Below are 12052 nucleotides of genomic sequence, written 5' to 3' on the forward strand. Positions count from 1 at the left end.
TGATCCCGCCCAGATTCAGGAGGCCGCGGCGCTGACGCTCAAAGCGAAACACGCAGCCAATTTTGACTACAAACTCAGCGTAGCGGATCTTAGCGCTGCGTTACTGCGACACGCAGGCTAGTCGCAAAACGCTCAGCAAATCAAATAGAACAAGGGCATCACCCATAAAGGTTGGGGATGCCCTGCTGGAGGTCGATAGCTGCGCTTTGATGCGCTGTTATGTCATAAGCCAGCCGCCCGCGACATCGAGCACTTGTCCCGTCACGAATCGGGCTTGATCGGAAGCGAAGAAAAGACAGGCATCGGCCACCTCTTCCGGGGTACCTAAGCGCCCTAGCGAGGTCACACGCGTCACCGCATCATTGATCTCCTGAGGGACTGATTTGAGCAACGGCGTGCTGATACGACCCGGTGCCAGCCCATTAACCGTAATATCAAACTCGCCCAACTCCGCCGCCCAATGACGCGTCAATCCCAACAGCCCGGCTTTAGTCGCCGCGTAGTGGGCAGCAACAATGTCGCAGTAGGCTTTGCCCGCAACCGAGGACATATTAATGACTCGACCTGCACGTTGCTGAACCATATGCGGCGTTGCCAGGTGCGTCATATAAAACACACTATTGAGATTGACGTCGACAACCTTGTCCCACTCAGCAGGCGGCATCTCATACACCCGCAATGCACGACCATTGGTCTTGGGCGAAATGCCTACGTTGTTGACCAGAATGTCGGCACCGCCCAATTCAGCGGTGATCCCTTCATAGGCACGTTGGCAAGCCTCGAAACTGGACACATCCGCATCCACGAAGGCTACCTTGTGCCCTTCGGCAGCAAGCTGGCTGGCAAACGCATGTCCGCGGGCCTGATCAACATCAATCATGCCCACCTGTGCACCTTGCGCGAGGAAGGTGCGAACAATCGCTGCACCGATCCCCCCTACTGCACCCGTTACGATGGCTGTTTTGCCGGTCAGTGCCATCGTCATTCGTGCACCTTCAGTACAATTTTGCCAATATGCTGGCTGCTTTCCATGAGGGTATGCGCTTGCGTGGCATCAGCCAATGGAAACTCGGCATGAATGACAGGCAGGCATTTACCTTGTTCCATCAGCGGCACCACATTCTCGATCAGGGCGGCAGCAATCTTACCCTTGTCTTCGTCGGAACGCGGGCGTAGCGTCGAGCCAGTGAAGGTCAGTCGCTTGGTCATGACGGGCATGGCATCAATGCTGGTTTTGCTCCCGTTTAAGAATGCAATTTGCACCAGGCGACCATCGATCGCCAGACTGCGAATGTTTTTGTTGATGTAATCGTCACCGACCATATCCAGAATAACATCGACACCACGGCCCTGCGTCTCTGCTTTGACAACAGCCTCGAAGTCCTCGTCCCGATACAGGATAGTGCGTGTAGCGCCCGCCTGCTTGCAGGCATCCGCTTTTGCCTGGTTGCCCACGGTTGTCCAGACGGTCGCGCCAAATGCCTGCGCCAGTTGAATCGCTGTCAAACCGATACCGCTAGAGCCGCCGTGAATCAGAATGGTCTCCCCTGCTTTGAGTGCACCGCGCTCAAAAACATTCGTCCACACTGTAAAGTAGTTTTCAGGGATGCATGCAGCAGAGCGCAGATCAACGCCTTTGGGCACAGGCAGGCAATGCCGTTCATCCACGAGACAGTACTCAGCGTACCCAGCGCCTGCCGTTAAGGCACAAACCAGATCACCTACTTTTTTACCGGTGACGTCCGGACCCACGGCCACAATGGTGCCGGACACCTCTAAACCCAGATAAGGTGAGGCTTGAGGCGGTGGCGCGTACAATCCTGCCCGCTGTAATACCTCGGGGCGATTAACGCCGGCATAGGCCACTTCGATTTCGACTTGCCGGCCTGTCGGTGCCTGACGTGCACGCTCGGCGATATGCAAAACTTCCGGGCCGCCGCCCTCTCCATGATCGACAAATCTGAATGTTGCAGCCATCTGATAATCCTTTGATAATGTCATATCAATGTCCTAAATAGGCGCGCTTGACATGGGGGTCATTTAAGAGTTCCTGGCCAGTGCCCGCACGAACAATGGTGCCGTTTTCCAGCACGTAACCGCGATCGGCCAGACGCAGCGTTCGGAACACGTTTTGCTCAACCAGTAATACGGTCACACCGTGTGACGTCACGTTGCGAATAACGTCGAACATCTGCTGTACTAACAAGGGGGACAAGCCAAGCGAGGGCTCGTCAAATACCAGTAATTTTGGATCCGCCATCATACCGCGGGCGATGGCAACCATCTGCTGCTCTCCGCCCGACAACGAACCCGCAAACTGCGACAAACGCTCTTTGACGCGCGGAAAAATCTGCAGCACTTCATCCAGCTTGTCTTTCACAATGGGACGAGCAGCACGTTTGTAAGACCCCATCAGGAGATTGTCTTTCACGGTAAAGCTCGGGAAAAGCTGACGCCCTTCAGGAATCATCGTAATACCGGCATCGACAATTTGCGCGGCCGTATGATTCGTCAGATCGACACCCTCGAACTCAACCGTACCTTCCGTCACGGGAATAGCACCGCAAAGCGCTTTCAGTGTCGTGGTCTTACCTGCACCATTGGCACCGATCACGGTGACGATCTCTCCCGCATTGACTTCAAAGTTCAGGCGATTTAGTACTTGGGTTTTGCCGTACCCAGACGTCAAGTTTGTTACTTTAAGCATCGTTGTAATCCTTGCCCAGGTACGCTTCGATCACAGCAGGGTTTTCGACAACCTCCTGCGGTGGGCCACTAACCAGTACAGCACCCTCGTTAATCACAATAATTCGATCAGACAGCGCCATCGTGGCCTGCATCATGTGTTCAATCAGCAAGATCGATACCCCCGAATCCCGAATGCGACGGATCATCTGAATCGCTTTCTCGATGTCAGTCGGATTCAAACCAGCCATTACCTCGTCAAGCAGCAATACCTTGGGATCTGTGGCAAGGGCACGGGCGATTTCCAACCGCTTCATACCACCCACTGTCAAATTACGAGCCTCCGTTCCCAGAGCGCTCTCCAGATCCGTTTGCTTGGCAACCCGCAAGGCAATTCGCTCAGCCTCGTCTCGACTAGAAGTACGAATGAACGCACCGAGCATGATATTTTCAAGTACCGTCAGCCCCGTAAATGGCTTGGCGATCTGGAACGTACGCCCCATCCCTTTATGTGCCAACTCATTCGGCGTCGTGCACTTGACCCATGTCCCGCTACGGTCAAGCAACGTAATCGTGCCTTTATCCTGCGCCAGAAAGCCCGACAGCAGATTGAATACAGTCGTCTTCCCTGCTCCGTTAGGCCCGATCATGCCCAGGATTTCATTGCGATAAAGCGTCAACGACACATCGTTTGTCGCCCGCAAGCCACCGAAATTTTTAAACAGATTCTCTGCTTTCAGCACCGGTGTGCTGCGATCAAGAACATGTTTTTCAGAGGAAACGTCTTCCGCTTCCGCTTTGGCTGGACGCGTACCCAGATAGGGCAAGCGATTGAGCAATTTTTCGACCATCGGCCCGAAAGCACCCGCTAAGCCGCGAGGAATCACCAGCACAACAACAATCAGCATCACCCCATAGACTAGACCGTGCATGCCGTTACCCATAGCACTCAGCCAGCCACGTGCCAACTCAGCGATGGGTAGCACGAGAAACGTCCCGGCAATAGGGCCCGCTACCGTGCCCAGGCCACCAATCAACGCAAACATGGCAATTTGAATCGACAGTTCCAGCGAGAAGGCTGAGCTGGGATCAACAAACGTAAGATACGTAATATGGAACGTACCAATGATGCTGGTCAGCATGGCCGATATGACCGCTGCCATGATTTTCATATTGGCGGTGTGAACACCCACGGCACGCGCCGCATCTTCGCGCTCACGAATCGCGATCAGGTAATGGCCCATTCTGGATTTGCGAATAAACCAGGATACCCACAGCACGACCAGGAATATGCCAAAAGCGATAATCACGTAATTGATTTTTTGGCGAAAGACCATCCATGTCCAGCCAATATTCAATGGCAAACTGATACCGCTTGAACCGGCCGTCCAGCCTTCCTCGTGAATAACGAGTAACCGCACAACTTCAAGAATGGCAATGGTGGATAACGCAAAAAAAGGGCCTTTTAATCGCAAGGTTGGGTAACTGATGACGACCGCGACCAAGCCCGACACCAAGGCTCCGGCAAACATCCCAATCCACGGCGGAATGCCGAAGTTTGTACCCAGCAGCACAGCGGTGTAGCCGCCAATACCGTAAAACACGGCATGACCGAGCGACAATTGGCCCGCGTAGCCACCGACAATATTCCACGCGGTACTCAGCGCAGCGAAAACAAACAGCAAGACAAACAGGTTCGTCCAAAAAGACGTACCCATAACCACGGGTACGAGAAACATAACGGCCAGCAAAATGAGGCTGACATAAGCTTTAGGGCTACGAAAATCCGGAAACACGTCTCTCTCCTTATTATTCTGTGCTGGTGCCGAACAAACCATTCGGACGCAAGACGAGGATCAGCAAAAAGATCCCGAAGTAGACGACTTCCTTCAAGTCGGGCGCAATGTAATATCCAGCCATGGTATCTACCACACCGATAATCAGCGAGCCCGCCACCGCGCCATACAAGCTACCCAAACCACCCAAGACCACAATCACGAATGCCGTCAGCACAAAATACGTGCCGACGGTAGGAAATACGGGATATTGCGGTGCCAGCAGGCTTGCAGCAATGCCGACAAATGCCGTGCCCAAACCAAATGCGATGCAATACACTGCATTGACGTTAACGCCCATCAGCAACGCCGCATAGCGATGCTGCGCGACGGCGCGCAATGCCCGACCCAAGTACGTCCGGTGCATAAAGACATGCAGTAAAATAGCCAGCACAATAGCCGTAATAAACGTAATGAGCTGCCCCGACACGACAGAGAACCCACCGAGCGAAATCGCATGCGTACCCAATTCGGCGGGAGCCCGATAGACGTTTGCACCAAAGACGACCAACGCAAGGTTGAGCAAAATCGTGGAGACACCGACCGTCGCAAAAATCTGAATATGTTCATCCGCATTAAGCAGCGGCTGAATAATGCATTTTTGAGTCAATGCGCCCAGCGCAAATAGCACCAGAGCTACTGGAACCAAACCCACATAAGGGTGAACGCCCAACTGCGTGGCGATCAAATAAACCAAATACATGCCGATCATCAAGAACTCGCCATGCGCGAAATTCACTACCCGAACCACCCCAAATATCAGAGTTAGCCCCAAGCTGATGATGATATATGCGCCGCCCAACAACAAGCCGTTGATAAGCAGCTGAATGAAAATATCCATCTGTGCAATCCCATAACCTATTGCAGTTTGGGTACCCACTAACAGTACCCAAACTGCAGTTCAACGCTGTTATTATTTCTTGAAAACGGGCTCGCCTTGAGCCATGTTTTTAGGTGATACCGTCACGAGCTTGCCATCTTGCCACTGCATGACGTAAAAGCTTGATGCTTTGTTTTGACCATCCTCGCCGAAATCGAAACCCCAGCCGTTAGCGGTTTCGCTTCCCGATTTTTTATAAGCAAGCACGGCGGCACGAATGTCTTCTGCCTCTGTTGATTTGGCCTTGGCCATCGCATCAAAAAAAGCCTTGGCGCCCACGTAGTTGGTCAGACTATGACCCGACTGCGGGTCACTTTTATAGGCACTGCGATAGGCTTCCAGAAATTTATCCAAGCCGGGTGCATTGGCCGGGTTGATGGATGCCTGTGGGAAGTCCAGGTCAAACACACCATTCATACCTGCGCCCACTGCCTTGGCCGTATCCGCCAACGAGTATCCGCCACCTGCACCAATCACCACCTTGGGGTTGAACCCAGCGGACTTGGCCTGATTAAAATACAGAATGGCATCGTTCTGATATGCCGTCTGCAATACGACGTTAACGCCAGCGCCTTTCAAACGCAGGATCAACGAAGAAAGATCAACGGTCTTGCTTGAATAAGGCAGCACTTGTGCAACCTTGTAGCCTAACTCTTGCGCTCGCTGCTTTTCAGTCGCGGCCACGTCGGTACCGTAAGGGCCGTCTTCGTGGATGATACCGATCACGATATCTTTTTTATCCAGTTCCATCCCGGGAGCGACGATATCGTTCAACGCATCCACAACCGCCACACCATAGGCTGCAGTGTTTGGATTGCTACGGTATAGATTTTGGTAACCGCGGGTGGTGATCTTGTGAGCCGTCGCGCCCAGTTCGAAATACGGCACACCCGCCAATTCAGTGACCGGTGACGCCGCGTACGAAATACCTGAAGCGTAGCTACCAAACACCGCTTTTACATCAGCAGAAGTCAGACGCTTCGTTTCCGATACGGCTTGCGTCGGGTCGACTGCGTCGGCCTTCATAATCACAATTTTCTCGCCGTTCAATCCACCTGCGGCATTCAGTTCGTTGACGGCCAGCTCAAGACCGCGATAGCTCTCCTGACCCAGCAGCGCCAGCGCACCGCTAAAAGGAAATACGGCCCCCACTTTGACATCAGCCAATGCCATACTGCTGGCAAGTACGCCGCAAGCACCCAATACAACAGCTAATTTCTTGATTTTAAACATTGTCTCTCTCCTGTATATACCTGCGATAAAAAGGGCTTTCCCTTGATACGGCATGGGAATTTAGAATATATGATATATGAAATATAGTCGGTAAGTGAGTCTAGTTGACATGCATCATTTGCGAATCGGGGATTTCCCTATATGAACATCACTCATAACAAAATTCTCACTGGATGCTCAATCAGTTGATGAAAAGCCGCCAACCAAGTCGCTGCCACCGCGCCATCCACCGCACGGTGATCGGCCGACAACGTCACCGTCATCACCGTGGCGGCAACAATCGCGCCATCGTCATCGACGACTGCGCGTTTCTCGGCAGCCCCCACCGCCAGAATGCAAGCCTGCGGCGGATTGATGATGGCAGCAAAATTTGCAACACCATACATACCAAGATTGCTGACCGTCATTGAACCACCGGTGTATTGCGCGGGCGACAATCGATGCTCGCGCGCGTCGGTGGCTAAAGCGGCAATCTCGGTGGATACGTAACGCAAGGTCTTTACATCAGCCTGGCGCACGATAGGCGTCACCAATCCACCTTCCGTCGCTACAGCCACCGCAATATCGGCAGTCTGATGGTGAATCAGCGCGTCATCGTCCCAACTCACGTTGATCGCTGGCACTGCCCGCAATGCCAACGCCGCTGCACGAACGATAAAGTCATTGACCGAAACGCGCTGCGCGCCATCCCCTGCAATCTCACGTCGCAACGCCAACAAGGCATCCATACGACAATCGCGCGACAGATAGAAATGCGGAATGGTTTGCTTACTATCAGAAAGGCGTCGGGCAATGGCGCGTCGCATAGACGTGTGCGCTGTTCGCTGGGTCTCACCCTGCACACCCTGCACACCCTGCACACCCTGCGATGCCTGTGATCCAGCCGGCGATGCCGTCTGCTGTGTCGCAGGGGCTAGCGACGCGACAGCATGGCTCACTGCGGTTCGCGCAGCACGCTGCACATCGTCTTTGAGAATGCGACCTCGAGGCCCGCTTCCAATGACGTGACGCAAATCGATCTGATGCTCAGCGGCAATACGCCGCGCTGCAGGGCTAGTCAAAAGACGTCCGGACTGTACTGGCTCGGACGACGCATTGTGCGTGACCACCTGTTCAACAACTGATGCTGGATGCGTCGGCGCCGTTGTTGCGGAAACGGTAGTTGCGGGAGCCGCGGTCACTCCACCCTCAGCCAAGGCTCGCTCAACCTCATCCTCGCCCTCTCCTTCGGTAATCAGCACACCTAATATCGCATTCACCGCCAGCTGGGCCGGCCCGGCCGGTGCCACGATGCGCGCTAATACCCCGGCATGCTCCGCAGCAATCTCGACCACCGCTTTGTCGGTCTCGATCTCGGCAATCGCATCTCCCACGGCGACCATATCACCCTTCTGCTTGAGCCATTGTGCAATCGCCCCCGTGGCGCTATCAGCAGCGACCGCTGGCATTTTAATGAGTTGAGCCATTATTCCTGACTCCCTAAATCGGCCAGCACATCCCGCAGCCCCTCGACGACCTCTTCGACACCCGCGAATGCGGCACGTTCAAGTACCTTTGAAATACTCGGCGATGCCTCACCGCCCGTCACACGTTTGACCGGCTGATCCAGCCAGTCAAACAGGCGTCGTTGAATTTCGTCCGACAGCATCGCACCGTAAGACGTACCCCGTGCGCCCTGCTCTACGATCAGCACACTATTGGTTTTACGAACGCTATCGCTGATGGTATCCCAGTCCAAACTTGCGCGATCGAGGGTCCGCAAATCAATCACTTCGGCATCAATCCCGAGTGTTTCGATCGCCTGCAGGGTTTTTTCGACCATGGCCGAATAAGTCAGCACGGTGACTTTGCTACCCTGGCGACGCACGCTGGCGCGACCGAAAGGAATAAAGTAGTCAAGATCATCTGTTGGGATTTCGCCCGCAGAAGCGTAAAGATCAACGTGCTCAATCACCAAGACGGGATCACGTGAAAGTAGCGCCGTGTTCATTAAGCCGATATAGTCGTAGGCCGTCGCTGGGGCAATAATGCGCCAGCCCGGTGCCGTGGCCATGATCCCAGCTGGATCCATCGAATGCTGGGATCCGTACCCCGTGCCCATCGCTATCTTGGTGCGTAACACCAGAGGAACATCAATGTCACCACCAAACATGTGGCGTGCCTTGCCGATTTGATTAAAAATCTGATCAGCAGCCACCCACATAAAATCAGGATACATGAATTCAACAATCGGTCGATAGCGGCCATCCATCGCCAAACCACCGCCCAGGCCCGCAAAAGCATTTTCCGAAATCGGGGTACCCAGCACGCGATCAGGGAATAGGTCTTTGAGTCCACGTGTTGCGCCGTTCGTGCCGCCTTTGAGGCGATGCACGTCTTCGCCCAATACAACAATACCAGCATCCGTTTCCATGCGTCGCGCCAACACATCTGCAATCGCATCAACAAACTTGCGAGTGGTGGTGGGACCGCGATAATCACCGGCCTCTTGCAGGCGCACACCATCGAGCTCCGTGCCATCGCTACGCAGACCCACATCGCGAAAATCAGCGCGTGGCCACAGATCCTGACGTACCTGGCGCTTGCCACTCTCGGTGGGCTCCGTCAGCTCGTCTGCAATACGCCGCATGGTTGCTTTACAGCGTGCGCGTAAGGCAGCGATCTCTTCTGCAGTAATCAAATGCCGTTTCACCATTTCATCCGCAATACGCAGCAGAGGATCACGAGTCCGCCATTGTGCCTCCTCATCCTTACTGCGGTAGCCAAACGCACTACCCGGGAAAGGACCATTTTGATGAAAGAAGCGGTACACATCAGCTTCGATAATTGTTGGCCCACCACCGGATCGCATATACGCCAGCGCTTCAGTCATGGCAGTGTGTACGGCCAACGGATCCATGCCATCGACCTTCCAGGCCGGAATATTGAACGCCTGACCGCGGGCGGAAAGTCTTGGTTCTGCGGTCGCCTCTTCGACTGTCGTGGACACCGCATAGCGATTGTTCTCGACAAAGAAACACAATGGCGTCTTCCAGGCCGCACTCAGGTTCATCGTCTCGAGCACAGATCCGATATTGATCGCACCATCACCAAAATACGTGACGGCGACCCGATCCGTCCCGGCATGATGATGCGCCCATGCAGCACCGGCCGCTAACGGCACACCACCGCCCACAATTGCATTCGTTCCCAACGCACCTGCCTCCAACCAGCGCAGATGCATGGAGCCACCGCGACCCCGACAGAACCCTTGAGCCAGACCCATAATTTCAGCCAGTGTCTTTTGCAACACCACTTCAAACTCAGCCGTGGGCGCAGCACGTGGGTCCAGCCCGTCCGGCGCGACATGCTGCAGCGCCTTGGCCAGGAACTGGTGATGACCTCGATGCGAACCATTGATCTGATCGCCGGCACTCAATGCCAGAATGGAACCCACCGCGCCGCCTTCCTGCCCAATCGACGAGTGCGCAGGTCCATGTACCAGACCGGCGGCAGCCAGATCCAGTACCGTTTCCTCAAAGGCACGTATCCAGTGCAGCTGCGTCAACATGGTCGCCAATAACATAGGCGAGGCGGCTTTCCAATCCTCGGTCGATATCGTGATTTCCTGCCAGGCCGCATATGAGTGCAGCGGTTGATACATCGTCATAACGAAAACTCCAAGATCCGGCAATACAAATTAAAGATAAGCGTTGCGGCTCCAGCCGCCATCCGCCACTAAAGTGTGTCCTGTGACAAATGCCGATTTCGTGCCAGCCAGAAACAACGCCATCTCGGCAATCTCATCGGCCGTACCTAACCGGCGTAGCGGCGTACGCTCGACCAGTTGATCAATCTGCAAGCGGCCGCGCTTGTGCAAATCCCTTAGTAAATCCGTGTCGATATAGCCGGGCGCCAGTGCATTGACCCGAATACCCAATTTGCCCCACTCCAAAGCCAGCGTTTCGGTCAGCATCACCACGGCACCTTTGGTCGCGCAATACGCGGCACGGTCGGGTGCAGCAACCACGCCGTACATGGATGACATATTCACGATGCTGCCTGCGCCCTGCGCCACCATCCGACGTCCGGCCGCCTGGGCGCAGAAAAAAACACCATTCAGGTTGATATCCACGGCGCGATGCCACTCTTGCGCGGTGACGTCCAGGGTGGGTTTGTTAGCAGATATACCCGCGTTATTGATCAGCACATCAACCCTGCCATATGTCCTATCTATAGCGGCAAAAGCATCACTAACAGCTTGCGCATCCGAGACCGATGCCTGCAAAGCCAGCGCTTTAGCGCCGAACTCACGCAATGACGCACAGGCGAGGTCAAGCGCGCGGGCATCAATATCCAGCAACGCAATGCGAGCGCCTTCGCGCGCAAAAGCCTGCGCACAGGCAAACCCAATGCCTTGCGCCCCGCCCGTTATCACTACGACCTGATCCGTCAGCCCATGGGCTGACGACGCTACTTGACTCAAAATGGCCTCCTGCCTGATCACTCCGTCTAGCCGAAAGCTCCCTGGGTAATGCCAGCGACGATTCGCACTATTTTTTGGTGTGTTTTATATTTGTCTGATAACTTTTTAATTTTTGCCTGACATATAATATGTGAAACACATTTCATGTGTCAATGATATTGTGAGCACTTGCGAGTGCTCCCCTGCAGAAAAACACGTCAACGCGCACCAAACAGGAGATAGCAGTGATTTCGTTTGATAAAAAAGTAGCCTTCATCACCGGTGGTGGAACCGGGATTGGCCTGGCTACAGCCCAATTAATGGCCGACAATGGTGCGACCATCGTGCTCGCAGACATTGATCAGAAGGCACTCGACCATGCCGCCGTGAGCCTGGCTGCGCATTCGGACCGAGTGCTGTGCCTGCGCATGGATGTCAGCGATGCCACCACTTGCACCGATGCCATTGAACGCGCCGCCCAAACGTTCGGGAAGATCGATTTTCTGGTGCATTGTGCGGGCATTTATCCTAGCGCATTGGTCAAAGACACCAGCGATGCCGATTGGCTAAGGCTGATGAACATCAATCTGAACAGTACTTTTTTTCTGTGCAGAGCGGTGCAAAAGCATTTATCTGAACAAGGCGCAATCGTACTGCTAGGATCGCTCGCAGGACATCGTGGCAGCTATGCCCACGCCGCCTATGCTGCGACCAAAGGGGCTACCTTCTCTTTTGCTCGCAGCCTGGCAATGGAGCTGGCGCCCCACGCACGCGTGAACGTGGTATCGCCCGGTATTATCAAGACAGCCATGACGCGCGACCTGCTGGGAGAAAAAGGCGATCAGCTATTGGCTGCCACCCCGCTTGGTCGGCATGGTACGGTGAACGATATAGCAGGTACTATTGCATTTTTATGTTCGCCGCTCGCCGCCTTTATTACCGGCGAAACAATACAGGTCAATGGTGGTTTGTACA

10 protein-coding genes are annotated in these 12052 nt (G+C 54.3%); 1 reads left to right on the forward strand and 9 read right to left on the reverse strand.

Annotation, left to right across the window (positions count from 1 at the left end; translation table 11 throughout):
* Window positions 1-217: 217 nt before the first annotated feature.
* From ACTIKR_RS10960 to ACTIKR_RS11000, 9 genes are all read right to left on the reverse strand, one after another.
* Window positions 218-985, reverse strand: a complete 768-nt coding sequence (locus ACTIKR_RS10960; protein WP_128394085.1) for an SDR family oxidoreductase — start codon at window positions 983-985, stop codon at window positions 218-220.
* Complete coding sequence (locus tag ACTIKR_RS10965) at window positions 982-1977, reverse strand: NAD(P)H-quinone oxidoreductase (protein ID WP_442327856.1); 996 nt, start codon at window positions 1975-1977, stop codon at window positions 982-984. Before ACTIKR_RS10965 ends, ACTIKR_RS10960 begins: the two co-directional genes overlap by 4 nt.
* Before the next feature lie 25 nt (window positions 1978-2002).
* Complete coding sequence (locus tag ACTIKR_RS10970) at window positions 2003-2707, reverse strand: ABC transporter ATP-binding protein (protein WP_014750751.1); 705 nt, start codon at window positions 2705-2707, stop codon at window positions 2003-2005.
* On the reverse strand, window positions 2700-4481 hold the full coding sequence (locus ACTIKR_RS10975) for a branched-chain amino acid ABC transporter ATP-binding protein/permease (protein ID WP_442327851.1): 1782 nt from the start codon (window positions 4479-4481) through the stop codon (window positions 2700-2702). Before ACTIKR_RS10975 ends, ACTIKR_RS10970 begins: the two co-directional genes overlap by 8 nt.
* A gap of 13 nt (window positions 4482-4494) precedes the next feature.
* Window positions 4495-5361: a branched-chain amino acid ABC transporter permease gene (locus tag ACTIKR_RS10980; protein WP_014750753.1), complete on the reverse strand. Its 867-nt coding sequence runs from the start codon at window positions 5359-5361 to the stop codon at window positions 4495-4497.
* Window positions 5362-5433: 72 nt separating this feature from the next.
* Window positions 5434-6633 (reverse strand): ABC transporter substrate-binding protein, encoded by a 1200-nt coding sequence (locus ACTIKR_RS10985; protein WP_442327852.1) that lies wholly within the window; start codon window positions 6631-6633, stop codon window positions 5434-5436.
* Between the two features lie 152 nt (window positions 6634-6785).
* Window positions 6786-8099: a pyruvate dehydrogenase complex dihydrolipoamide acetyltransferase gene (locus ACTIKR_RS10990; RefSeq protein ID WP_442327853.1), complete on the reverse strand. Its 1314-nt coding sequence runs from the start codon at window positions 8097-8099 to the stop codon at window positions 6786-6788.
* Window positions 8099-10282, reverse strand: a complete 2184-nt coding sequence (locus ACTIKR_RS10995; protein WP_442327854.1) for an alpha-ketoacid dehydrogenase subunit alpha/beta — start codon at window positions 10280-10282, stop codon at window positions 8099-8101. The genes ACTIKR_RS10990 and ACTIKR_RS10995 overlap by 1 nt, the downstream gene beginning before the upstream one ends.
* Window positions 10283-10312: 30 nt before the next feature.
* Window positions 10313-11098 (reverse strand): SDR family NAD(P)-dependent oxidoreductase, encoded by a 786-nt coding sequence (locus ACTIKR_RS11000; protein ID WP_321196432.1) that lies wholly within the window; start codon window positions 11096-11098, stop codon window positions 10313-10315.
* Window positions 11099-11322: 224 nt separating this feature from the next.
* On the opposite strand from ACTIKR_RS11000, the gene ACTIKR_RS11005 reads away from it, so the two are divergent.
* Window positions 11323-12052 (forward strand): SDR family NAD(P)-dependent oxidoreductase (locus ACTIKR_RS11005; RefSeq protein WP_442327855.1); only part of this gene is annotated, 730 nt, incomplete at its 3' end.

This window comes from Advenella sp. (assembly GCF_052108595.1).
In the GTDB taxonomy this organism is placed as follows: Bacteria; Pseudomonadota; Gammaproteobacteria; order Burkholderiales; family Burkholderiaceae_B; genus Advenella.